Source organism: Streptomyces sp. NPDC015345, from assembly GCF_043078805.1.
In the GTDB taxonomy this organism is placed as follows: Bacteria; Actinomycetota; Actinomycetes; order Streptomycetales; family Streptomycetaceae; genus Streptomyces.
In genome coordinates this window covers 202,688-226,500 of sequence record NZ_JBIBTX010000011.1, presented here as the reverse complement: position 1 = coordinate 226,500, position 23,813 = coordinate 202,688, and the positions used below count along the sequence as shown (strand labels likewise).

21 protein-coding genes are annotated in these 23,813 nt (G+C 70.8%); 11 read left to right on the top strand and 10 right to left on the bottom strand.

Annotation, left to right across the window (positions count from 1 at the left end; translation table 11 throughout):
* The first annotated feature begins 56 nt into the window (after window positions 1-56).
* Together ACF062_RS35535 and ACF062_RS35530 are read left to right on the top strand one after the other, a co-directional pair.
* Window positions 57-1,805 carry an LCP family protein gene (locus ACF062_RS35535; RefSeq protein WP_392143770.1) on the top strand — a complete coding sequence of 583 codons (1,749 nt, stop codon included), beginning with the start codon at window positions 57-59 and terminating at the stop codon, window positions 1,803-1,805.
* 86 nt (window positions 1,806-1,891) lie between these two features.
* Window positions 1,892-3,526 carry an LCP family protein gene (locus ACF062_RS35530; protein ID WP_392143768.1) on the top strand — a complete coding sequence of 545 codons (1,635 nt, stop codon included), beginning with the start codon at window positions 1,892-1,894 and terminating at the stop codon, window positions 3,524-3,526.
* A gap of 61 nt (window positions 3,527-3,587) precedes the next feature.
* Here ACF062_RS35530 and ACF062_RS35525 read toward each other — a convergent pair whose 3' ends face one another.
* Complete coding sequence (locus ACF062_RS35525; protein WP_392143766.1) at window positions 3,588-4,625, bottom strand: glycosyltransferase family 2 protein; 1,038 nt, start codon at window positions 4,623-4,625, stop codon at window positions 3,588-3,590.
* 172 nt (window positions 4,626-4,797) lie between these two features.
* Between ACF062_RS35525 and ACF062_RS35520 the strand changes: the two genes are divergently transcribed.
* Entirely contained in the window at window positions 4,798-6,282 is a 1,485-nt protein-coding gene (locus ACF062_RS35520; protein WP_392143764.1) for an LCP family protein, read from the top strand.
* Window positions 6,283-6,325: 43 nt separating this feature from the next.
* Here the strand turns inward: ACF062_RS35520 and ACF062_RS35515 are convergent, their stop codons facing one another.
* Window positions 6,326-6,874, bottom strand: coding sequence for an acyl-CoA thioesterase (locus ACF062_RS35515; RefSeq protein WP_223774990.1), 549 nt, complete (start codon window positions 6,872-6,874; stop codon window positions 6,326-6,328).
* Between the two features lie 129 nt (window positions 6,875-7,003).
* Here ACF062_RS35515 and ACF062_RS35510 point away from each other — a divergent pair, with 129 nt between their 5' ends.
* The gene (locus ACF062_RS35510) at window positions 7,004-8,338 is read left to right on the top strand and encodes an LCP family protein (RefSeq protein WP_392143762.1); all 1,335 of its coding nucleotides are present in this window, start codon (window positions 7,004-7,006) and stop codon (window positions 8,336-8,338) included.
* Window positions 8,339-8,457: 119 nt separating this feature from the next.
* On the top strand, window positions 8,458-9,600 hold the full coding sequence (locus tag ACF062_RS35505; protein ID WP_392143760.1) for a dipeptidase: 1,143 nt from the start codon (window positions 8,458-8,460) through the stop codon (window positions 9,598-9,600).
* A gap of 30 nt (window positions 9,601-9,630) precedes the next feature.
* Here the strand turns inward: ACF062_RS35505 and ACF062_RS35500 are convergent, their stop codons facing one another.
* Both ACF062_RS35500 and ACF062_RS35495 read right to left on the bottom strand, forming a co-directional pair.
* Complete coding sequence (locus tag ACF062_RS35500) at window positions 9,631-10,038, bottom strand: VOC family protein (RefSeq protein WP_392143758.1); 408 nt, start codon at window positions 10,036-10,038, stop codon at window positions 9,631-9,633.
* A 43-nt stretch (window positions 10,039-10,081) separates the two neighbouring features.
* Window positions 10,082-10,444 carry a VOC family protein gene (locus ACF062_RS35495; protein WP_392143756.1) on the bottom strand — a complete coding sequence of 121 codons (363 nt, stop codon included), beginning with the start codon at window positions 10,442-10,444 and terminating at the stop codon, window positions 10,082-10,084.
* Window positions 10,445-10,536: 92 nt separating this feature from the next.
* Here ACF062_RS35495 and ACF062_RS35490 point away from each other — a divergent pair, with 92 nt between their 5' ends.
* Window positions 10,537-11,061, top strand: a complete 525-nt coding sequence (locus tag ACF062_RS35490; protein ID WP_392143754.1) for a CGNR zinc finger domain-containing protein — start codon at window positions 10,537-10,539, stop codon at window positions 11,059-11,061.
* Between the two features lie 200 nt (window positions 11,062-11,261).
* Here the strand turns inward: ACF062_RS35490 and ACF062_RS35485 are convergent, their stop codons facing one another.
* Window positions 11,262-12,605 carry a UDP-glucose/GDP-mannose dehydrogenase family protein gene (locus ACF062_RS35485; protein ID WP_223774996.1) on the bottom strand — a complete coding sequence of 448 codons (1,344 nt, stop codon included), beginning with the start codon at window positions 12,603-12,605 and terminating at the stop codon, window positions 11,262-11,264.
* Window positions 12,606-12,792: 187 nt separating this feature from the next.
* On the opposite strand from ACF062_RS35485, the gene ACF062_RS35480 reads away from it, so the two are divergent.
* Together ACF062_RS35480 and ACF062_RS35475 are read left to right on the top strand one after the other, a co-directional pair.
* A complete protein-coding gene (locus tag ACF062_RS35480) occupies window positions 12,793-13,950 on the top strand; it encodes an acyl-CoA dehydrogenase (RefSeq protein WP_392143752.1) in 1,158 nt (385 codons plus the stop codon).
* 92 nt (window positions 13,951-14,042) lie between these two features.
* Window positions 14,043-14,696, top strand: coding sequence for a dihydrofolate reductase family protein (locus ACF062_RS35475; RefSeq protein WP_392143750.1), 654 nt, complete (start codon window positions 14,043-14,045; stop codon window positions 14,694-14,696).
* 43 nt (window positions 14,697-14,739) lie between these two features.
* Here the strand turns inward: ACF062_RS35475 and ACF062_RS35470 are convergent, their stop codons facing one another.
* Genes ACF062_RS35470 through ACF062_RS35460 form a run of 3 tightly spaced genes read right to left on the bottom strand, consistent with a single transcriptional unit; the run spans window position 14,740 to window position 17,658 of the window.
* Window positions 14,740-15,945, bottom strand: a complete 1,206-nt coding sequence (locus ACF062_RS35470; protein ID WP_392143748.1) for a dipeptidase — start codon at window positions 15,943-15,945, stop codon at window positions 14,740-14,742.
* A 4-nt stretch (window positions 15,946-15,949) separates the two neighbouring features.
* The gene (purE, locus tag ACF062_RS35465; protein ID WP_392143746.1) at window positions 15,950-16,492 is read right to left on the bottom strand and encodes a 5-(carboxyamino)imidazole ribonucleotide mutase; all 543 of its coding nucleotides are present in this window, start codon (window positions 16,490-16,492) and stop codon (window positions 15,950-15,952) included.
* Complete coding sequence (locus ACF062_RS35460) at window positions 16,489-17,658, bottom strand: 5-(carboxyamino)imidazole ribonucleotide synthase (RefSeq protein ID WP_392143744.1); 1,170 nt, start codon at window positions 17,656-17,658, stop codon at window positions 16,489-16,491. The genes purE and ACF062_RS35460 overlap by 4 nt, the downstream gene beginning before the upstream one ends.
* A 198-nt stretch (window positions 17,659-17,856) precedes the next feature.
* Between ACF062_RS35460 and ACF062_RS35455 the strand changes: the two genes are divergently transcribed.
* A complete protein-coding gene (locus tag ACF062_RS35455; protein ID WP_392143742.1) occupies window positions 17,857-18,426 on the top strand; it encodes a GtrA family protein in 570 nt (189 codons plus the stop codon).
* A 3-nt stretch (window positions 18,427-18,429) separates the two neighbouring features.
* Here the strand turns inward: ACF062_RS35455 and ACF062_RS35450 are convergent, their stop codons facing one another.
* A complete protein-coding gene (locus tag ACF062_RS35450) occupies window positions 18,430-19,698 on the bottom strand; it encodes an ATP-binding protein (protein WP_223775003.1) in 1,269 nt (422 codons plus the stop codon).
* Window positions 19,699-20,139: 441 nt separating this feature from the next.
* Window positions 20,140-20,817, bottom strand: coding sequence for a response regulator transcription factor (locus ACF062_RS35445; RefSeq protein WP_127911041.1), 678 nt, complete (start codon window positions 20,815-20,817; stop codon window positions 20,140-20,142).
* A 472-nt stretch (window positions 20,818-21,289) separates the two neighbouring features.
* On the opposite strand from ACF062_RS35445, the gene ACF062_RS35440 reads away from it, so the two are divergent.
* Both ACF062_RS35440 and ACF062_RS35435 read left to right on the top strand, forming a co-directional pair.
* On the top strand, window positions 21,290-22,786 hold the full coding sequence (locus ACF062_RS35440; protein ID WP_392143740.1) for a peptide MFS transporter: 1,497 nt from the start codon (window positions 21,290-21,292) through the stop codon (window positions 22,784-22,786).
* A 115-nt stretch (window positions 22,787-22,901) separates the two neighbouring features.
* Window positions 22,902-23,738 carry an alpha/beta hydrolase family protein gene (locus tag ACF062_RS35435; RefSeq protein WP_392143738.1) on the top strand — a complete coding sequence of 279 codons (837 nt, stop codon included), beginning with the start codon at window positions 22,902-22,904 and terminating at the stop codon, window positions 23,736-23,738.
* Window positions 23,739-23,813: the final 75 nt, after the last annotated feature.

The window sequence follows — 23,813 nt, the reverse complement described above, 5'->3', positions numbered from 1 at the left end:
CGCCTTCTTGAGGGGGATGAGGCGCCGCGTGGCCCCGACGGAGGACGCAAACAACCGTGGACGCGCAAGGCCGTGGGCGGGCGGAGAACATCGATCCCGCAGACCAGTGGGTGCTCAACCCGGACACCGGTGATTACGAGCTGCGACTGAGCCCTTCCACAGGGCAAGGACCCTCGACGGTACCGGGGCCCCGCAGAGCCGCGTCCCGCCAAGGAGGCCGAGGCCGCTCCGCGCCGGGGCGCGACCGCCAGCGCCCGCGTCCGGGAGAGCGCGACGAGCGCCGCGAGGTGCCGGGCCAGCGCAGGCGCCGGGTCAAGGAGCCGGAGCCGACCGGCGGCAGGCGCAAGCAGAAGCCGAAGAAGTCCGCGGGCAAGAAGGCCATGGTGTGGTCCGGCGGCACGCTGGCGTTCCTGCTCGTCACGGGCTGCGTCGGCGGTTACCTGTACTACCAGCACCTCAACGACAACATCACGTCGATCAACGACGACGGCGCCGGCACCGGCGGCTTCAGCAAGGACCGGGCCATCAACATCCTGGTCGTCGGCACCGACAAGCGCAGCGGCGACGGGAACAAGGGCTACGGCGACGAGGGCAGCCTCGGTCACGCGGACACCACGATCCTGCTGCACGTCTCCAAGGACCGTACGAACGCGACCGCGTTGAGCATCCCGCGCGACATGATCACGGACATCCCGGACTGCCCCACCACGATGGAGGACGGCAGCAAGAAGACGATCCAGGGCACGAGGAACGCCCGCTTCAATGAGAGCCTCGGCCAGAACGACCGCACGCCGAGCTGCACGATGCGCACGGTCACGAAGATCACGGGGATAAAGCTCGACCACTTCATGGTGGCCGACTTCAACGCGGTCAAGACGCTCTCCAGTGCCGTGGGCGGCGTGGAGGTCTGCCTCGCCAAGGACATCGACGACCCCAAGTCGCATCTGAAGCTGTCCAAGGGCAAGCACGTGATCGAGGGCGAGCAGGCGCTCGCGTACGTGCGGACGCGGCACGCCGTGGGCAACGGCGGCGACCTGAGCCGCATCGAGTTGCAGCAGCAGTTCCTCAGCTCGCTGATGCGCAAGCTGAAGTCGAGCGACACCCTCACCAGCCCGAAGAAGATGTTCTCCCTGGCGGAGGCCGGCACCAAGGCCCTCACCGTCGACTCCACGATCGCGGACATCATGAAGCTGCGTGACCTCGGCATGGAGCTCGGCAAGCTCGACATGAAGAACCTGACCTTCGCCACGGTGCCGGTCGTCGACAACCCGAACGAGAAGGTCCACACCACGGTCGTGCTCAACCCGGCCAAGGCCGACCCGCTCTTCGCGATGATGCGGGCCGACCAGTCGCTGACCGAGGTGAAGAAGAAGGAGAAGAAGGAGAAGGCCGCGGTGGCCGCCCGCCTCAAGGGCCCCAAGGCCGACGCCTCCGAGGTGCGGGTCGACATCTTCAACGGCAGCGGCAAGACCGGCGCCGCTCAGACGACTCTCACGTGGCTACAGAACAATGAGGGCGTGCTCAAGTCCAGCCAGCAGGGGAACGCGCCCTCGGTCATCGAGAAGACGACCCTGGAGTACGGCCCGGACCAGGCGGACCAGGCCCGTCGGCTCGCCGACATCATGGGGCTGCCCGCCGCCGCCCTGAAGCCGGGCAAGAGCGAGAAGAACGCACAGGGACTCCCTGCCATGAAGCTGACGCTGGGCGGCGACTTCGCGGGCGCGGGGGTGCCCATCGCCCCGCCGAAGAAGGCGCCGGAGGGGATCCAGAAAGTCGAAGCCGACAAGACTGTGTGCGCCAAGTGACCTGAAGCGGTCGTTTCGCGTCTAACAATGCGCCAAGGCGCCGCGTTGCGGCAGCAGTTCGGGAACGGGGCGGGGAGGGGCTGGGGATGAGGCAGAACAGCGTGCGTAAGGAGGGGGCGCGGTCACGCGTCCCGCACGCAAGTGATCACGGCTGGGACGACGGCGCCCAGCAGGGCGACGCCGGACGGCCCCCCGGCCACCGGCGTCGGCGCGGCTCGGGCGGCAAAGGCCGTCCGCGGCGCCGCAAGCGCCGCGTCCTGCGCTGGTCGGCGACGGTCCTGTCGGTCCTGATACTCGGCACGGCCGGCGCCGGCTACCTCTACTACCAGCACCTCAACGGCAACATCGAGACGGACGACCTGAACCTCGGCGAGCACCGGGCCCCCGAGCCCACGCCCAACGCCGCGGGCCAGACACCGCTGAACATCCTCCTCATCGGCTCGGACGCACGGGACTCCAAGGAGAACCAGAAGCTCGGCGGCGCCAAGGACACCTTCGGCGCACCGCCGCTCGCCGACGTGCAGATGCTGCTCCACCTCTCGGCCGACCGCAGCAACATGTCGGTGATCAGCATGCCGCGGGACACGCTGCTCCAGATCCCCAAGTGCACGGACCCCGACGACGGCAAGGTCTACCCCGAGTCCGGCCCGCGCACCATGACGAACGAGTCGCTGGGCCGCGGCGGCCCCGGCTGCACCGTCGCCACCTGGGAGAAGCTCACCAACATCCACATCGACCACTACATGATGGTCGACTTCGCGGGCGTGGTCTCCATGGCGGACGCCATCGGCGGCGTACCGGTCTGCGTCGACAAGAACATCCACTCGCGCGACAGCCGGGGCAAGGGCTCGGGCCTGAAGCTGAAGAAGGGCACCACGGAGATCCAGGGCGAGCAGGCCCTGCAGTGGCTGCGCACCCGCTACGGCTTCGAGGACGGCACCGACATAGGCCGCGCCAAGGCCCAGCACATGTACATGAACGCGCTGGTCCGCAAGCTCCGTGAGAACACCGGCCTGACGAGCCCGAACCAGCTGCGCAAGCTCGCCGACAAGGCGACGAAGGCGCTGAACGTCGACGACGGCCTCGGCACCATCAAGAAGCTGTACGACCTCGGCAACGAGCTCAAGAAGGTCTCACCCTCGCGTACGACGATGACGACCATGCCGTTCGACTACGTGGGCGCACGCGTCGTCCCCAAGCCCGGCGACGCGGAGCAGCTCTTCCGGCTGGTCCGCGACGACATCCCGCTGGACGGCAAGGGCAAGAAGAAGCCCGCCAAGGAGAAGGCGTCCGACGACCCGGCCGCCGACGACGACCAGATCTCGGTCCAGGTGCAGAACGGCACGCGCACCGTCACCGAGCCCCCGGCCACCGGCCGGGCGAGCACGGTGGCGCAGATCCTGGCCGCGAAGGGCTTCAAGAAGGCGACGCCGGACATGACGACGGCGCTGACCGAGGGCAAGACGGTCGTCCGCTACCCCAGCGTCGACCTGGAGGGCGATGCCCAGCGGGTCGCCAAGGCGCTGGGTCTGCCGCTGAGTTCGGCGAAGAAGTCGACGGACGTCTCCGGGGTGACGCTGGTCGTCGGCGCCGACTGGCGCGAGGGCGATATGCCGCCCAAGCCGAAGAAGAAGGACGACAGGACGCCGGACTCCGCGGACGCGCTCAGCGGGTCCGACAAGAAGGCGTGCATGAAGGTGAACCCCGACTTCACCTGGTGACCCGCCCCCGCATGCGCGTAGGGGCCCGGCGGTGCGCCGGGCCCCTACGCGCATGCGGCTCTCAGGCCTCCTGGGTCTCCCCCAGGACGGCCGGGCGGCGCGAGGCGATGACCTTCTTCGCCAGCGAGCGGGGGCTGGTGAGGAAGCCCCAGCCCCACGACATGTGCATGGTCGCGAGCGCCACCGGTATCTGGAGGCGGGCCTTCAGCGGCAGGCCCTTGCCCGCGGGGACGGAGCCCGCGACGATCGCCGCGAGGTAGCCGCCGGGGATCACGAAGCCCCACGGCGTGAGCGCCGCGCCGACGACGATGCCCGCCGCGATCGCGCAGACCGCGGTCGGCGGCGCGAGGTAGCGGAGGTTGATGGACCCCTCGTGGTAGCGGGCGACGACGTGGCGCCAGCGGCCGTAGTCCTTGTACTGCTTGGCGAGGGCCTTCACACTCGGCCGCGGGCGGTACGACACCTTCAGCTCGGGCGAGAACCAGATCAGGCCGCCCGCCTCGCGGATGCGGAAGTTCAGCTCCCAGTCCTGGGCGCGGATGAACTCCTCGTTGTACCCGCCCTGTTGCTCCAGGGCCTCGCGGCGGAAGACGCCCAGGTAGACCGTCTCGGCCTGCTGGGCCGCGCCGCCGGTGTGGAAGGCGGCGTTGCCCACGCCGATCTTCGACGTCATGGCGGCGGCGACCGCGTGCTCCCAGTCGTTCTGGCCCTCGGCGTGCATGATGCCGCCGACGTTCATCGCGCCGGTCTCCTCCAGGAGCCGGACGGCGGTCGTGATGTAGCCCGGCGAGAGCGCGGCGTGGCCGTCCACGCGCACCACGATCGGGTGACGTGAGGCCTTGATCGCGGCGTTCAGCGCGGCCGGCGTACGCCCCGTGGGGTTGGGGACCGTATGCACCCTCGGGTCTTCGCGGACCAGCTCGGCGGCGATCTCGTCCGTGCGGTCGGTGGAGGGGCCGAGCGCGACCACTACCTCCATCTCACCCGCGTATTCCTGGCGCAGGATCGCGTGGACGGCCTCGCGCAGATGCCGCTCCTCGTTGAGGACGGGCATGATCACGGACACGGCGGGAGGCTGTGCCTCAGACTTCGCGTTCATCACGCGCCACGTTACCGCGAATGGGGGACACGGACGCGCGCCGTCCGGGTCGTTGCCCCGGGCCGCATTTCGTATGGGCTTACGTTTCTCGGGTCCCCGGATCCGTCGCCCGTCGTCCGTCGTCCGTCGCCCGCCCCGAGCCAGGTCCGTCTCCGCGGAGGTGTTCCCCCACGTGCCCACACCGCCCCGCTCCCCCGCTCCCGCGCCGCGCCGCCCGCACCCGCCGGGCCACAGACCGCCCGACCACGGGCCGGCCGGGCGGGCGAAGCGGCGGCCGCGCTGGGCCATGCGGATGGCGACCGCGTGCTCCGTGACGGTGCTCGTCGCGGCCGGCATCGGGCACTCCGTGGTCACCGGTCTCGACACCGGGATCAAGCGGGTCGACGCCTTCAGGGACATGAAGAACCGGCCCGCTTCGGGCAACGGCATGAACGTGCTGCTCGTCGGCACCGACGGCCGCGACAAGATCACTCCGGAGGAGAAGGAGAAGTACCGCCTCGGCGGCGCTCCCTGCCACTGCACGGACACGATCATGATCGTGCACATCTCGGAGGACCGGGACCGCGCCAGCGTGGTGAGCCTGCCGCGGGACTCGTACGCCGAGTTGCCCGAGCACACCGACCAGAACAGCGGCAAGCAGCACCGCATGCACCCCGGCAAGATCAACGCGGCGTACGCGGAGGGCGGACCGAACCTCACGGTGCGGACCGTCGAACACATGACGAAGGTCAAGATCGACCACTACCTGGAGGTCGACTTCACCAGCTTCATCAAGACCGTGGACGTCCTCGGCGGCGTGGAGATCTGCACGTCGCGCCCGCTCCAGGACTCGCACACGGGCCTGAACCTCGCGGTCGGCACGCACGCCATGAACGGCGGCGAGGCGCTCCAGTACGTGCGGTCGCGGTACGTCGACGGGGCCTCCGACCTCGGCCGGATGAAGCGCCAGCAGCGGTTCCTCGCGGCGCTCATCGCGAAGGCGACCAGCAGCGGTGTCCTGCTCAATCCGGTCAAGTTCCGCGACGTGACGCAGACGTTGCTCGGCTCGGTCCGGGCGGACAAGGGCTTCGGCACGAGCGACATGCTGGACCTCGGCCGGGCGATGCGGGGCTTCTCGCCGTCGTCCTCGGAGTTCACGACCGTGCCGCTGAGTGCCGAGGGGCAGACCCTGCCGGGCATCGGCGCGACGCTGAAGTGGCACCCGACGAAGTCCCGCAAGCTGTTCGACGCGCTGCGCGAGGACCGGCCGCTGGCCCCGCACCGCAACAAGTCCAGGGTCGCGCTGGTGGACGTCTCGCCCCAGCAGATCCAGGTGCAGGTCGACAACGGCACGACGGTGCCGGGGCTCGGCAAGCGCGTCGACACCGGGTTGCGGGCCACCGGCTTCCGCACGACGGGCCTGCCGGGGAACGTGCCGACCGCGCGGACGGCGCCGGCGGCGCGGACCGTCGTCGCCTACGACCCCCGCTGGGACCGCTCCGCGAAGGCCCTCGCGACGGCCCTGCCCGGCTGCGAGATGCGCACGGTCGACGGGCAGGGGGCGGTGCTGAAGGTGATCGCGGGGACGGACTTCAAGGCGGTGCGGCCGGTTCGGGCGGAGGACGAGCTGGAGGGCGAGTTCGGGGCCGTCACCGGCGATCAGGTCGTCTGCCCCTGACACCCCTGACTGTCCCCTGTCCTTGACCGGTGCCGCAGGGGCCTCAGTCGTCGAAGCCCTCCGCCGCGCGGGCCTCCCGCAGCTCCTTGATCGCGCGGCGCCGGGCGAGGCGGTGCGTGCGGCGGATCTGGGCCTCCTGGTAGCGGCGGCGGTCGCGGTCGGTCTCCGGGAGGACCGGGGGCACCGTGCGGGGCTTGCCGTCGGCGTCGACCGCGGCGAAGACGAGATAGGCGGAGCCGACCTGCTGGGCGGGCGTCGACTCGTTCCACCGCTCGGCCAGGACCCGGACGCCGACCTCCATGGAGCTGCGTCCGGTCCAGTTGACCTGGGCCTTCACGTGGACGAGGTCCCCTACTCTGACCGGCTCCAGGAAGACCATCTCGTCCATGGAGGCGGTGACGGCGGGCCCGCCCGAGTGGCGTCCGGCGACGGCCCCCGCCGCGTCGTCCACGAGTTTCATGATCACGCCGCCGTGCACCGTGCCGAGGAGGTTGGTGTCGTTGTGGGTCATGATGTGGCTGAGCGTGGTGCGGGAGGCCGAGGTCGGCTTGCCCGGTATACCCGATTCCGAACGGGGGGCCTGATCTGTCATGCCCTCCACCCTATGCCGGGCGCGCCCGCACCCCGTCCCCGGCCGCTTTGCATCAGCTCTGCAACAGCCCTGGCCCGAAATCCCGACCGCCCTGTAAGCCGCGCGCCCTCGCACTGCACACTGGGCCACATGAGCGATTGGCCAGACGATCAGGCGGGCGGCCGTGGCTACGGCCGCGGCAGCGGGAACCCTCAGCCCGACGGCGCCCGCGTGATGCGGCATGTCCAGCGCGGCGGCCCCGCCCGCCCCGCCGGACCGCCGCCGGGCGGTGTGCCGCAGCAGCCCGCGTACGACGACGGGTACGGGGACGGACAGCCGTACGGCGACGCCCGCGACGAGGTCTTCGAGCCGCGCACCCCTCGCCAGGGTGGCCACGGCCAGAGCTACGACAGCGGCTACAACACGGGGCAGGTCTACGGCCAGCCCGCCACGGGCGGCGGCGGCCAGAGCGGTGCAGGACGCCCGCCGCGCGGCCCGCGCGCCGCGCCCGACTGGCGGCGCCGCATCAAGGTCGGCTCGATCACCCTCGTATCCGTACTGCTCGTGACGACCGTGGCCACGTACTTCTGGGCGGACGGCAAGCTCAAGCGCGAGGTCGACCTCTCCAAGGTCATCGAGCGGCCCGAGGGCGGCGCGGGCACGAACTACCTGATCGTCGGCTCCGACAGCCGCGAGGGCATGTCGGCCGAGGAGAAGAAGCGGCTGCACACGGGCTCGGCCGACGGCAAGCGCACCGACTCGATGATGATCCTGCACGTCGCGGACGACGGCGGGAACACGATGATCTCGCTGCCCCGCGACTCGAACGTCACGATCCCCTCCTTCAAGGGCGCGGAGTCCGGCAAGCTCTACCCGAACCAGGGCCGCCAGACGAAGCTGAACGCCGCGTACGCGGAGGACGGTCCCGAGCTGCTCGTCCGCACCGTCGAGTACAACACCGGCCTGCGCATCGACCACTACGCCGAAATCGGCTTCGGCGGCTTCGCGAAGATCGTGGACGCGGTCGGCGGCGTCGAGATGGACATTCCCAAGGGCTTCAAGGACAAGAAGTCCGGCGCCGACTTCGAGGCGGGCAAGCAGACGCTCGACGGCGAGCAGGCCCTCGCCTTCGTCCGCACCCGCTACGCGCTGCCGGGCAGCGACCTGGACCGCACGAAGAACCAGCAGAAGTTCCTCGCGGCCCTCGCCAACCAGGCGGCGACGCCGGGGACGGTCATGAACCCGTTCAAGCTCTACCCCACGATGGGCGCGGGCCTGGACACGCTGATCGTCGACAAGGACATGGGCCTGATGGACGTGGCGTCCATGTTCTGGGCGATGAAGGGCGTCACCGGCGGCGACGGCAAGTCGATGAACATGCCGATCGCCGGCATGTCGGGCGGCAACGTCCTGTGGGACAAGGCCAAGGTCAAGCAGCTGGTCAACCAGCTGAACAACGACGACAAGGTCACGGTCTCCGGCTGAACCCGGGCTCGGGGGCCGGGCGGCGGCCCCGTCCCCCGAACGGCCCGCCCGGCGGGAAACCCCGGCTCCGGCATGCCACGGTGGTCCGAACTGCCACCGTCGACGTACGGAGCCCTGCCATGGCAGACCTACAGGACGAGATCAACGCCACCGCCGAGGCGGGGGAGCTCGACCAGTCCCCCGCCCGGCCCGACCCCCGTACCGAGCCGCTTCCCGAGCGGGAGCCCGGTCACGGCCCCGAGGCGGCGGAGGCCGCCGACCCGCTGGAGCGGGCCCACGCCCTGCTCGCCGCGCACCCTGTCGCCGACGGGTACAGCGGTCTGCCGGGAACCCTGCGCGACCTGCCCTGGTACGACTTCGAGACGGGCGACAGCGGCCTGGAGAGCGATCTGCCGCGGCTGCGCGCGGGCCGCGTCGGGGCGCAGCTGTGGTCCGTGCAGGTGCCCGAGTGGCTCGGCACCGACCAGGTCGTGCGGACCACCCTCGAACAGATCGACCTGGTCAAACACGTCGTCGGTAACCATCCCGAGTGGCTGCGGCTCGCCCGTGACGCCTCGGAAACCACCGACGCCCGCAACTGCGGCCGCATGGCCACGCTGATCGGTCCCGCCCGCGGCACCGCGCTCGGCGACTCGCTGGGGGCCCTGCGCGGGCTGCACAGCCTGGGTCTGTGCGCGGTGACCCTCTGCGGTACGTCGTGGGCGGGCGCCGACGGGTTGACCGCGTTCGGCGAGGAGGTCGTGCGGGAGATGAACCGGCTCGGGATCCTCGCGGACCTGTCCGGCGCGTCCGAGGCGACCGTGCGGCGGGTCCTGGCCATCTCCAAGGCTCCGGTGATCTTCACCCGCTCCGGTGCCGCCGCCCTGCGCGACCACCCGGACAACCTCTCGGACGAGCTGCTCGCGGAGGTGGGCGAGCACAAGGGCCTGTGCATGGTGCCGCTGGCCGCCGACCGCACGGGTTCCTCGGCGCGCGAGGTGGCGGACCACCTCGATCACGTGCGCCGGGTCGCGGGGCCGGAGTGCGTCGGCATCGCGGGGATGTACGACACCCCTGAGGTGCACCCGGAGGATCTCGTCGACCCGTCGGACTATCCGCAGCTGATCGCGGCGCTCCTGGACCGCGGCTGGCCCGAGGCCGACGTGGCGCTGCTCACCTGGGGCAACTTCCAACGCGCCCTGCGCGGCGCGGACTTCACGGCCCGGGCCACGCGGGAGCGCAGGACGGCGTCCACGGCGCGGATAGAGCGTCTGGACGGCTGACCAGCCGGGTCACGGTCACCCGGGTCGCGGTCAGGGGATCTTGCAGAGGCAGAACGGGTGCCCGGCCGGGTCGGCGTACACGCGGAAGTCGCGCTTGCCGCCGTCGTCGTCCAGGTCGAGGGGTCGCGCGCCGAGGGCGAGCACCTTCTTCTCGGCGGCGTCGAGCTCCTCGGTGGTGCGGCCGGCGTCGAGGTCCAGGTGGAGCTGCTGGGCGTTGGCGTCGGAGCGGGGCCACTCGGGCGGGCGCAGGTCGCTCACCCGCTGGAACGACACCTTGACGCGGCCCGGGGTCACGAGGTCGACCCAGTCCCCGTCCTCCTCGATGGTGCCGCCGATGACCTGGGCGTAGAACTCCGCCAGTTCACGCGGCCGCGGACAGTCGAGGACGACGTTGCGCAGGCGGGCGATGGGGGCGGCGGCGTCGTGCTGGTCGGTCATGACTCCTCCTTCTCGACAGGATTCCCGGCAGGGCGCGGGCGTCTCAGCAGGCGCAGAGGCAGAACGGGTGCCCGGCCGGGTCGGCGTAAACCCGCCAGTTGCGGTCCCGGTCGGCCGTGTCGAGGGCCGTGGCGCCGAGGGCGAGGACCTGCTCCTCGGCGGCGTCCATGTCTTCCACTGTGAGGTCCAGGTGGAACTGCTGCGACCCGTCGGGCGCGGGCCACTTCGGCGGTACGTGGCCGGGGGCCCGCTGGAAGGCCAAGGGGGTGCCGTCGTGCCCCTTGAGGTCGACCCAGGTGTCGTCGGCCGGGGTCGGGGTGCCCCCGACGACCGCGGCATAGAACTCCGCGAGGGCGAGCGGGTCGGCGCAGTCGAGGACGACGACGCCGAGCTTGGCGAGAGCCATGGTTCCTCCAGAGGTCTCCGTGAATTACCGGTTGATGGCATCAAGCGGTAACGGTTACTTCATGCTCCCGCAGAAGAGGTAACGTCGCAACCATGAATGACAGAGCGCCGGCGCCGGGAGGGCTCGCGCTGGTCCAGGAGCTGGTGAACACGCTGGACCTGGGGAGCGGCGCGGACGCCCTGGACACCGAGGCGGGGCGCGGTGCCTTCGGGCTCGCCCCGCAGGACGTGGACGCGGCGCGCGAACTGCGGGAATCCCTGCGGGCGGCGTGCCTCGCGCACGCCGGACACCCGGCGCACGGGCCGGTACGGGAGCTGAGCGAACTGCTGGCCCAGGGGCCGCTGCTGGTGGAGGTGGACGGCGCGACGGGCGCCGCGTCACTCGTCCCCGCGGACGGCTCGGCGCTCACCGCGCGGGTGGCCTCGGCGATCGCGGAGGCGCTCACCGCCGGGACGTGGCTGCGCCTCAAGGCGTGCGAGGCGGTCACCTGCCACTGGGCCTACTACGACCGCAGCCCGGCGGGCCGGAGCCGGTGGTGTGACATGGGGGTGTGCGGGGCGCGCGCGAAGATGCGGGCGTACCGGGCCCGCAAGGCGGCACCCGGCACGTCTGCCTAGGGCCTGTCTGACAATTCCCGTCGTCGCCCGGAGGGCGGCCTCGCGGCGCCAGGTGCGTGCTCTCGGCGTGCCGGGCGTAGGGCCTCGTACTGGATGTACTTGGCTCTGCGCCCGGTGCGGCGAGAGTGCGTGCATGGCGTCGCGAGGCAGGCGGGAATTGTCAGACAGGCCCTAGTCCCTGTGGCGCCCCCGCGCCTGTCTCAGGCCGCGGGCCTGCCCATGGCGCGGTAGGTCCAGCCCGCCGCCCGCCAGGCCTGCGGGTCGAGGGCGTTGCGGCCGTCGAGGATGACCGGGGTCGTCGCCACGGAGGCGAGCGCCGCCGGGTCGAGCTCGCGGAACTCGCGCCACTCCGTGAGGTGCAGCACGACGTCCGCGCCGCGCACCGCGTCCATCGCCGAGTCCGCGTAGCCGAGGGTGGGGAAGAGGCGGCGGGCGTTCACCATGCCCTTGGGGTCGTACACCGTGACCTGGCCGCCCTGGAGGTGGATCTGCCCGGCGACGTTGAGCGCCGGGGAGTCGCGGACGTCGTCGGAGTCCGGCTTGAACGTGGCGCCGAGCACCGCGACCCGCTTGCCGAGGAAGGAGCCGCCGCCCAGCGCCTCGCGGGCCATCTCGACCATCTGGCCGCGCCGGCGCATGTTGATGGAGTCGATCTCGCGCAGGAACGTCAGGGCCTGGTCGGCGCCCAGCTCGCCCGCCCGTGCCATGAACGCCCGGATGTCCTTGGGCAGGCAGCCGCCGCCGAAGCCGATTCCGGCCCGGAGGAACTTCTTGCCGATCCGGTCGTCGTGGCCGAGGGCCTCCGCGAGCTGTACGACATCGCCGCCGGCCGCCTCGCACACCTCGGCCATGGCGTTGATGAAGGAGATCTTCGTGGCGAGGAAGGAGTTCGCCGAGGTCTTGACCAGCTCCGCCGTCGGGAAGTCGGTGACGACGAAGGGCGAGCCCTCGGCGATCGGCGTCGCGTAGACCTCGCGCAGCAGCTTCTCGGCGCGCTCGCTGCGTACGCCGACCACGATGCGGTCCGGGTGCAGCGTGTCCTGCACGGCGAAGCCCTCGCGCAGGAACTCGGGGTTCCACGCCAGCTCGACCTCGTCGCCCGCGGGTGCCAGCTCGGCGAGGCGGGCGGCGAGCCGGTCCGCGCTGCCGACCGGCACGGTGGACTTGCCGACGACCAGCGACGCCTTGGTGAGGTGCTTGGCGAGGGACTCCAGCGCGGTGTCGACGTACGACATGTCGCAGGCGTACTCGCCGTGCTTCTGCGGGGTGTTCACGCAGATGAAGTGGACGTCGCCGAAGTCCGCGGCCGCCGCCGGGTCCGTCGTGAAGCGCAGCCGCCCGCTGGAGCCCTCGATGCCCGCGACGTGCTTGCGCAGCAGCTCCTCCAGGCCGGGCTCGTACATCGGGACCTCGCCCCGCTGGAGCATCTCGACCTTCTCGCTCACCACGTCGAGACCGAGGACCTCGAAGCCGAGTTCGGCCATGGCCGCGGCGTGCGTGGCGCCGAGATAGCCGGTGCCGATCACGGTGATCTTGAGGGCCATGCGGTGCTCCAGACGGTCTGCGGGGGCTTGCGGCTGCGGTGCGTTGACCGAGCATAGTCGGGCGTATCCAGGGCCCTCACCGGGCACGATTCCCGCTGTCGCCAAGCTCACGTATCCGTCGTGCGGGTCACACCACTAAAATTTGGGTTACTTAACGGTAATTAGCATCCTTGGAGCGTGAGAGACCTTGGCCGGATCGGCTGATTTCGACCTGTACCGCCCGTCCGAGGAGCACGACATGCTCCGGGACGCGATCCGTTCGCTGGCCGAGGCGAAGATCGCGCCGTTCGCCGCCGCGGTGGACGAGGAGGCCCGCTTCCCGCAGGAGGCCCTCGACGCGCTGGTCGCGAACGACCTGCACGCCGTGCACGTCCCCGAGAGCTACGGCGGCGCGGGAGCCGACGCCCTGGCGACCGTCATCGTGATCGAGGAAGTGGCCCGCGTCTGCGCCAGCTCCTCCCTCATCCCGGCCGTGAACAAGCTCGGCTCGCTGCCCGTCATCCTCTCCGGCTCCGAGGAGCTGAAGAAGAGGTACATGACGCCGCTCGCCAAGGGCGAGGGCATGTTCTCGTACTGCCTGAGCGAGCCCGACGCGGGTTCGGACGCCGCCGGCATGAAGACGAAGGCGGTCCGCGACGGCGACGGCTACGTCCTCAACGGCGTGAAGCGCTGGATCACCAACGCGGGCGTCTCCGAGTACTACACGGTCATGGCCGTCACCGACCCGACCAAGCGGTCGAAGGGCATCAGCGCCTTCGTCGTCGAGAAGGGTGACGAGGGCGTCTCCTTCGGCGCCCCGGAGAAGAAGCTCGGCATCAAGGGCTCCCCCACGCGCGAGGTCTACCTCGACAACGTCCGCATCCCCGCCGACCGCATGATCGGCGAGGAGGGCACGGGCTTCGCGACCGCCATGAAGACCCTGGACCACACCCGCATCACCATCGCGGCGCAGGCCCTCGGCATCGCGCAGGGCGCCCTCGACTACGCCAAGGGCTACGTCCAGGAGCGCAAGCAGTTCGGCAAGCCGATCGCCGACTTCCAGGGCGTCCAGTTCATGCTCGCCGACATGGCCATGAAGATCGAGGCCGCGCGCCAGCTGACGTACGCGGCGGCGGCGAAGTCGGAGCGTGGCGACAAGGACCTGACCTTCCAGGGCGCGGCCGCCAAGTGCTTCGCCTCGGACGTCGCGATGGAGGTCACCACGGACGCCGTCCAGCTCCTCGGCGGCTACGGCTACACCCGTGACTACCCCGTCGAGCGCATGATGCGTGACGCGAAGATCACGCAGATTTATGAAGGCACGAATCAGGTGCAGCGGATCGTGATGGCGCGGAACCTGCCGTAGTTCCGGCCGGCCACGGGGATTCGTCCGTCCACAGCGATGAGTTTCCGTGGCCCCGGCGGTCTTTCCTGTTGTCGATGACACAGGAGGGACACATGAAACAGCCGGAACAGCTGGTGCGGGTGCAGAACTTCACCGTCTCCAGCGACGGGTTCGGTGCCGGTGAGGGCCAGTGCCTGGAGCGGCCCTTCGGGCACGCCGAGCCCGGTGAGATGTTCGCCTGGGCGGGGGCCACGGCGAGCTGGCCCAATCGCACCGATCCGGGCGGCAGCCGCGGCCTCGACGACTACTTCACGCGGGACTTCGCGCGGAACATCGGCGCGGAGATCATGGGGCGCAACAAGTTCGGGCCCCAGCGCGGGCCCTGGACCGACCACGAGTGGCGCGGCTGGTGGGGCGACGAGCCGCCGTTCCACACCCCGGTGTTCGTCATGACGCACCACGAGCGGCCGTCGTTCACGCTCTCCGACACGACGTTCCACTTCGTCGACGGCGACCCGGCCACGGTCCTCGCGCGGGCACGGGAGGCAGCGGGCGGCAAGGACGTCCGGCTCGGCGGCGGGGCGACCACCATCCGGGAGTTCCTCGACGCGGGCCTCGTCGACACCCTGCACGTGGTGGTCTCGCCGGTGCGGCTCGGCTCCGGCGTACGCCTGTGGAAGTCGCCGGACGAGCTGCTCGACCGGTACCACCTGGACGTCGTGCCCAGCCCGAGCGGCGTGACGCACCACGTGTTCTGGCGCAAGTGACGCGGGGCCGCTCGGGCCGTGTGCTCCGGCTGCTGGTCCGGTTCTAGCCGTCCAGCTGCTCCAGTGTGGCGACGGACGGGCCCCTGCGGGCCTGTTCGTCCCTCGCCACGTCCTCCGCGGCGCCCAGCACCCGTACCGCGTTTCGCCAGGTCAGCTTGGCGAGGTCGGCCTTGGACCAGCCGCGGCCGAGCAGCTCGGCGATCAGGTTCGGGTAGCCCGCCACGTCGTCCAGGCCGTCGGGCGTGAACGCCGTGCCGTCGTAGTCGCCGCCGATGCCGATGTGGTCGACGCCCGCGACCTCGCGCATGTGGTCGAGGTGGTCGGCGACGGTGGCGGCGGTGGCGATCGGGCGCGGGCTCGACGCCTCGAAGGCCTCGTGGACCTTCATCGCCTCCGGCGTCGTGTCGAGGTGGTGGAAGCCGTGCGCGCGCATGTTCTCGTCGGCGGCCGCCGTCCAGTCGACGGCCGCCTGGAGGACGAACTTCGGCACGAACGTCACCATCGCCACGCCGCCGTTGCCGGGCAGCCGCTCCAGGACGTCGTCCGGGATGTTGCGCGGGTGGTCGCACACCGCCCGCGCCGACGAGTGGGAGAAGATCACCGGCGCCACCGAGGTGTCCAGGGCCGCCCGCATCGTCGTCGACGCCACATGGGAGAGGTCGACCAGCATGCCGACGCGGTTCATCTCGCGTACGACCTCGTGGCCGAAGGGCGACAGGCCGCCGACGCCCGGCTCGTCCGTCGCCGAGTCCGCCCACGCGATGTTGTCGTTGTGCGTGAGCGTCATGTAGCGGACGCCGAGCGTGTGCAGCGCCCGCAGCGTGGCGAGGGAGTTGTTGATGGAGTGGCCGCCCTCGGCGCCCATCAGGGAGGCGATACGGCCCTCGGAGCGGGCCTTCTCCATGTCCGCCGCCGTCAGCGCGCGGGCCAGGTCCGCCGGGTGGCGGGCCAGCAACTGCTCGACGCAGTCGATCTGTTCGAGCGTGGCGCTGACCGCCGCGTCACCGGCCAGGTCCGTGCGGACGTACACCGACCAGAACTGCGCGCCGACACCGCCGGCGCGCAGCCGGGCGATGTCGGTGTGCAGATGGCCCGTCTGGTCGGCGGCGATGTCGAGGCGGTCGAGGTCGTAGCCCGCCTTCTCGCGCAGGGCCCACGGCAGGTCGTTGTGGCCGTCGACGACCGGGAACTCGTCGAGCAGGGCGCGCGCTTCGCCGTGCGGGGCGGGTGCTTCGTCGGGGGGTGTCATGCGATCACTTTCCCGAACCGAAGCCGAATCCGGAACCCGCTCCCTCGACCTTGGTGCGCAGACGCTTGCCCTTCTCCGTCGCCTGGTCGTTCAGATCCTGCTGGAACTCCCGCATACGGGACAGGAGTTCGGCGTCGTGGGCCGCGAGGATCCGGGCCGCGAGCAGGCCGGCGTTGCGCGCGCCGCCGACGGAGACCGTCGCCACCGGGACACCGGCCGGCATCTGCACGATGGACAGGAGGCTGTCCATGCCGTCCAGGTACTTCAGCGGGACCGGCACGCCGATCACCGGCAGCGGCGTCACGGACGCCAGCATGCCGGGCAGGTGGGCGGCGCCGCCCGCGCCCGCGATGATCGCCTTCAGGCCGCGGTCGGCCGCCTGCTCGCCGTACGCGATCATCTCGCGCGGCATGCGGTGCGCGGAGACGACGTCGACCTCGTAGGGGATCTCGAACTCGTCGAGGGCCTTGGCGGCGGCCTCCATGACGGGCCAGTCCGAGTCGGAGCCCATGACGATGCCGATGACGGGGGTGACGGAAGCGCTCATTCGGTGATCGTCCCTCTGAGGTAGCCGGCTGCGTGGCGGGCGCGGTCGAGGACCTCGTCCAGGTCGTCGCCGTAGGTGTTGACGTGGCCGACCTTGCGGCCGGGCTTCACGTCCTTTCCGTACATATGGATCTTGAGCTGCGGGTCGCGGGCCATGCAGTGCAGGTACGCGGCGTACATGTCGGGGTAGTCGCCGCCCAGCACGTTGGCCATGACCGTCCACTTGGCGCGCGGGCGCGGGTCGCCGAGCGGCAGGTCGAGGACCGCGCGCACGTGGTTGGCGAACTGCGAGGTGATCGCGCCGTCCTGCGTCCAGTGGCCGGAGTTGTGCGGGCGCATCGCCAGTTCGTTGACCAGGATGCGTCCGTCGGCCGTCTCGAAGAGTTCGACGGCGAGGTGGCCCACCACGCCCAGTTCCTTCGCGACACCGAGGGCCAACTCCTGGGCCCGGCCCGCGAGTTCCTCCGAGAGGCCGGGCGCGGGGGCGATCACCGTGTCGCACACGCCGTCGACCTGCTGGGACTCGACCACGGGGTAGGCGACGGCCTGGCCGTGCGGCGAGCGGACGACGTTCGCCGCCAGTTCGCGTACGAAGTCGACCTTCTCCTCGGCGAGCACCGGGACGCCGGCCCGGAAGGGCTCCGCCGCGTCCTCGACGGAACGCACGAACCACACCCCCTTCCCGTCGTATCCACCACGCACCGTCTTCAGGATGACCGGGAAGCCGTCGCCCTCGGCCGCGAAGGCGGCCACGTCGGCCGGGTCCTCCACGATCCGGTGGCGCGGGCACGGCACGCCGATCTCCATGAGCTTCTCGCGCATCACGCCCTTGTCCTGGGCGTGCACCAACGCGTCGGGCCCCGGACGGACGGGGATGCCGTCCGCCTCCAGGGCCCTGAGGTGCTCGGTGGGTACGTGTTCGTGATCGAAGGTGATCACGTCGCAGCCCCGCGCGAAGTCACGCAGCGTGTCCAGGTCGCGATAGTCGCCGATGACGACATCGCCGACGACCTGCGCCGCGGAATCCAGCGGGGTGTCACTGAGGAGCTTGAATTTCAGGCCGAGGGGGATGCCCGCCTCGTGGGTCATGCGGGCGAGCTGACCGCCGCCGACCATGCCGACTACCGGGAACGTCACACCCCTAGGGTATCGGCCGCTTCCGGCCACCCCGGAACCGCCGGGGCCAAGGGCGCCCCGACGCCTCCCGGCACGGTGCCGCCACGGCGTCCGGACGCCCGCGCGCGCCGGAAAGGCCCGCTGGTTAGCATGGCTGGGTCGACACGACCGAAACACCAATCCGTCGGCACGTACACGAGCCGGGGCATACCGCCCCGGTACGAACCGACGGGGGCTGGGGCGACCACCATGACGGAACGGGGCGCACTTCGGGGACGACTGGACCAGATCTGGCGCGAGATCGCCAAGTTCGGGGCCGTGGGGGCGGTCGGAACACTGGTCAACTTCGGTGTCTTCAACCTCGTACGCCACACCACGGATCTGCAGGTGGTGCGCGCGAGCGTCGTCGCGACGGTCGTCGCCATCGCCTTCAACTACGTGGGCTTCCGTTACTTCACGTACCGGGACCGTGACAAGAGCGGCCGCACCAAGGAACTCACGCTGTTCCTGCTGTTCAGCTCGGTCGGCCTGGTGATCGAGAACGGCGTGCTCTACGCCGCGACGTACTGGTTCGGCTGGGACGGCAGGCTCGCGGCCAACTTCTTCAAGTTCCTCGGCATGGGCATCGCCACGCTCTTCCGCTTCTGGTCCTACCGCACGTGGGTGTTCAAGGCGCTGCCCGCGCGCGAGGCCGTCGCGCATGCGGAATCGTTCCTGGAGAAGGAGCCGCCGCGAGGGAAGCCGGGGTCGCTGCGGGATGAGCCGGAGTCACTGCGCGGGGAGCCGGACGAGCGGCCCGTGGCGCGGCGCACCGGCTGACGCTCACCTGACCGTCTCCGCCGCCGCCTCCGTCTTCGATACCGGCGTACGCGACAGGAAGAGGCCGAAGACCGGCGGCTTCGTCTGGAGCATCTCCAGGCGGCCGCCGTCCGCCTCGGCCAGATCCCGGGCCACGGCGAGGCCGATGCCGGTGGAGTTGCGGCCGCTGATGGTCCGCTCGAAGATCCGCGCCCCGAGGTCGGGCGGCACGCCTGGGCCCTCGTCCGTGACCTCGATGACGGCCTGGTTGCCGGTGACGCGGGTGCGCAGGGCGACCGTGCCGCCGCCGTGCATCAGGGAGTTCTCGATCAAGGCCGCCAGCACCTGTGCGACCGCGCCCGGCGTGCCCACCGCCTCCAGGTGCCGCTTGCCCGAGCTGACGATGGCGCGGCCCGCGCTGCGGTAGGCGGGGCGCCACTCCTCCAGCTGCTGCTTGATGACCTCGTCCAGGTCGAAGGCGACGGCGGAGCCGGTACGGGGGTCGCGGGAGTTGGTGAGCAGCCGCTCCACGACGTCGGTGAGCCGCTCCACCTGCGCCAGCGCGATGGTCGCCTCCTCCTTCACCGTGTCCAGCTCGTCGGTGACGGTGATCTCCTCCAGGCGCATGGACAGGGCGGTCAGCGGGGTCCGCAGCTGGTGGGAGGCGTCGGCGGCCAGGCGCCGCTCGGCGGTCAGCATGCGGCCGATGCGGTCGGCGGAGGCGTCCAGGACGTCGGCGACGCGGTCCAGCTCAGGTACGCCGTACCGCTTGTGGCGGGGGCGGGAGTCTCCGGAGCCGAGGCGCTCGGCGGTCTCGGCGAGGTCGGTGAGCGGGGAGGTCAGACGGTTGGCCTGGCGGACGGCGAGGAGCACCGCGGCGATGATCGCGAGCAGGGCCACGGCGGCGATGATCAGCAGGGTGCGGCCGACCTCGCGGGTGACGGCGTCCTTCGGTTCCTGCACGGTGACCTGTTCGCCCTGCTCGCCGGGGCGGGTGGCGCTGATCACGTCCCCGGTGGGCCGCTTGCCGATCTCGATGGGGGCGCGGCCGGGCATGTCGATGCGGGCGTAGCGGGCGGTGGCGACCTGGTCGCGCAGGATGGCGGCGCTGATCCGCTCCTGGCTGATCAGCCGGCTGTCGACGATGCTGGCGAGGCGCATGGCCTCGGAGTCCACGCGCTCCTGGGCGCTGCTGCTGATCGTCCTGGTCTCGACGATGACGAGGCTGACGCCGAAGACGGCGATCACGACGAGGACGACGGCGAGGGTGGAGTTGATCAGTCGGCGGCGCATTCACTCAGTGTCGCGGATCGGGGGCCGTCTGGGGGTACGGGCTGATCGCGGGGTGGCTCCGCTGCCCCAGGGAGCGTGGGGTGACTGCGGGGTGGTTCCGCTCCCCTACGGGCGCGGGCTGACCGCGGGGTGGTCCCGGCCCCCCTAGGGGCGCGGGGAACTGCGCGATCGGCCACGGACGGCCTGCGGCGGCCTGTGGGCCGGGCCCCGCACACGCGTCTGCCTCCGGCGGTTCCGTGGGCGAGTGCGGGTCGCACTTGGCTGGGCGCGCAGTTCCCCGCGCCCCTGACGGGGGCTGGGCCTGGGCCCGGTTCACGACGCAGTCGCGCACCCGTCTGCCCCGGCGGGCTCGCGGGCGAGTGCGGGTGGGACTTGGCTGGGCGCGCAGTTCCTCGCGCCCCTTACGGGGCGGGGTAGCTGATGCCCCTGACGATGTGGGCGTCAGCTCTTCTCGAAGCGGAAACCCACGCCCCGCACCGTCGCGATGTACCGCGGATTCGCCGCGTCGTCGCCGAGCTTCTTGCGGAGCCAGGAGATGTGCATGTCCAGGGTCTTGGTGGACGACCACCACGTCGTGTCCCAGACCTCCCGCATCAGCTGGTCGCGCGTGACGACCCGGCCCGCGTCGCGTACGAGGACCCTGAGGAGGTCGAACTCCTTTGCCGTGAGCTGGAGTTCCTCCTCGCCCATCCAGGCCCGGTGCGACTCGACGTCGATCCGTACGCCGTGCGTGGACGGCGCCTCCTTGTGCTCCGTGGCCCCGCGCCGCAACAGGGCCCGCACCCGGGCCAGCAGCTCCGCGAGGCGGAACGGCTTGGTCACGTAGTCGTCGGCGCCCGCGTCCAGACCGACGACGGTGTCCACCTCGTCGGCGCGCGCGGTGAGGATGAGGATCGGCACCGTGAGCCCGTCCGCGCGCAGTCGGCGAGCGACCTCCAGGCCGTCCATGCCGGGCAGCCCGAGATCGAGCACGACAAGATCGACACCGCCCTGAAGTCCGGCGTCGAGGGCGGTCGGGCCGTCCTCGCGCACTTCGACCTCGTAACCCTCCCTGCGCAGGGCGCGGGCCAGCGGCTCCGAGATGGACGCGTCGTCCTCGGCGAGCAGTACACGGGTCATGGGGTGATGGTAGTCCGCGGTGGACAAGCGCTGTGCGTTGATCGCACAGTGGTGGCGAGGGCCTGCGCCTATGGGGAGCGAAACTAAGAAACACCTTTGAATGTGTGCTGTTGGTTGCGCCGAAACCTGTGATCCATCTCTCAAGTCCTTCCATATGCCTCCCCGTGGTGTCGTATGGTGACCCAACGCCTGATGCACTATTCAAGGACCTTTGGCCCGCTGTGCGCGCCTTAGGTCTCTTTTATGTGCGGGCCGGCTTCGGCCAGCCTTGAAAGGAATGACCTGTGGTCGGGCCCTGCGCGCGAGGTTGCGCCCAGGGTGTGGATCCCGGAGTCGCCGTCCCTCGCTCCCTCCACCAGGGTGTGAATCTCCCCTGGGCGTGGGGTTGGACGAGGCGGCACCGGTGCCGACCGCCCCCCACCGGGCGCGCACACGCTCCTGCCGCGCGTCCCGAACCCACGAGGATCGACCCATGGCGTCCAGCCTGACGAAGGACTCCGCCAGTACCCCTGGCACCGAGAAGACCTTCTTCGGCCACCCCCGCGGACTGGCCACACTCTTCATGACCGAGATGTGGGAGCGTTACAGCTTCTACGGCATGAAGGCACTTCTCCCGCTGTACTTGATCGCCCCCGGCGGCATGAACATGAGTGCCACCACGGCGACGGCGATCTACTCCGTCTACATGTCGATGGTCTACCTGCTCGCCCTGCCCGGCGGCTGGATGGCCGACCGCTTCTGGGGTCCGCGCAAGACGGTCATCATCGGTGCCTCCGTCGTCATCCTCGGCCACATCACCCTCGCGCTGCCCAACTCGGCGTCCTTCTTCGCCGGCCTCGCGCTCGTCGCGCTCGGCTCCGGCCTGCTGAAGGCGAACATCTCCGTGATGGTCGGCCACCTCTACGACGGTCCGAAGGACCCGCGCCGCGACGGTGGCTTCACGCTCTTCTACATCGGCATCAACCTCGGCGCCTTCCTCGCCCCGCTGACCATCGGCACGGTCGGCGAGAGCGTCGACTGGCACCTCGGCTTCGCGCTCGCCGCGGCCGGCATGGCCCTCGGCCTCGCCCAGTTCATGATCGGCTCGCGCCACCTGAGCGCGCAGAGCAGCGTGATCTCGCAGCCCGCCACGCCGGAGCAGCGCGCCTCCGCCCTGCGTACCGGCCTGATCTGGCTGATTGTCGCCGCCGCGCTCTACACGCTGATGGGCGTCACCGGGAACTTCGCCGACTGGGCGCTGATGCCGCTGATCATCGCCGGTCTGGTGATCCCGATCGCCGTCCTGGCCCGTATGAAGCGCGACAAGGAGCTGTCGCAGCTGGAGCAGTCGAAGCTGTCCGGCTACATCTGGTTCTTCGTGGTCGCCGCCGTCTTCTGGATGATCTACGACCAGAACGGCTCCACCCTGTCGATCTTCGGCAAGACCGCGACGACGAACAACCTCCTCGGGTTCGACTTCCCGACCTCCTGGTACCAGTCGCTGAACCCGATCTTCATCATGGCGCTCGCCCCCGTGGTCGCCTCGGCGTGGCTGTGGCTGAACAAGCGGGGCAAGGAGCCGAGCACGGCGGTCAAGTTCGCCTCCAGCCTCACGCTCATCGGCATCTCCTTCGCCGTCTTCCTCATCCCGCTGATCGACACCGCCGCCAACGGCGGCCGGGTCAGCCCGATGTGGCTGGTCGCGATCTACTTCATCCAGACCGTCGGCGAGCTGTGCCTCTCCCCGGTCGGCCTGTCGCTCACCACGAAGATGGCCCCGGAGAAGTACAGCGCCCAGATGATGGGTGTCTGGTTCCTCGCGGTCACCGCGGGCGACTCCGTGACGGGTCTGCTCACCTCGCCGCAGCTCGGCGTCGATCTGAACAACTCGGGGGCCGTGGCCGTCGAGGCGGTCATCGCGGTCATCGCGGGCCTCGGTATCTGGAGCTCCCGCAAGAAGGTCAAGCAACTGATGGGTTCCGTCAACTGACGTACGCCCGTTCAGGCCCCGCCTGAACCGAACGAAGGGCCGCCACACCACCCGGTGCGGTGGCCCTTCGCGTTTCTGCATGCTCCTGTGGGCCCGCCGGTGGAGCATCTGGCCCATGCGCCGTACCTTGCTGCCCCTCGCCCTCTGCGGGGCGCTGCTCTCGCCCCACGTCGCCGCCGAGGCGGCTCCCCGGCCGCCGTCCGGCCGGCTCTTCTCGTACGGCCCCCACGAGCGTCAGAACATCACCGTGTACGGGAGCCCGTCCCCGCGCCGGCCCGCCCTGGTGATCGTGCACGGGGGCTCGTGGGCGCGGGACACCGACTGGAGCGGCCGGGCACGGTGGTTCGCGGACCGCGGCTTCACCGTCTACGACACCGACTACCGGCTTACGTCCGACGCGGCGTGGCCCGCGCAGCGCGACGACGTGCTCGCGGCGCTGCGGTGGGTCGGGGAGCGGGAGCGCGGGGAGCGGCCGCTGGTGCTCGGCTCGTCGGCGGGCGGACATCTGGCCTTGCAGGCCGGTGCGTACGGGGAGGGGCGTTCGCGGGTGCGGGGGGTCGTGGCGCTCTCCCCGGTGGCCTCGCCCTACCGGGCGTGGGCGGACGGGGGCGTGCCGGGTGCGTCGGCCGAGCGGCGGGCGCTGCGGAAGGCCGCGGAGCGGCTCGCCGGGTGCGCTCCTGATCTCGGCGGGCTGCGCTGCTGGGAGCGGTGGGACGACCTGGCCGCCAAGACCCACGCGTCCGGTACGGATGACGCTCCGCTGCTGCTGATCCACTCGGCGGGTGACTTCGTGCCGCGGGGGCACTCCGTGGAACTGGCGGCCACGCAGCGGCGGGCGGGTCAACGGGACGTGACGGTACGGACGGCCCGGGGCGCCGCCCACGGGGGCCCACTCCTCAAGGCTCCGGGCCTGGCCCGCATGACGCTCCGCTGGCTACGGGGGCATGCGTAGTGCCTCCGGCGGTTCGGGGGCGGGTGCGGGTCGGCCTGGGTTGCTCGCGCAGTTCCCCGCGCCCCTGACGGGGGC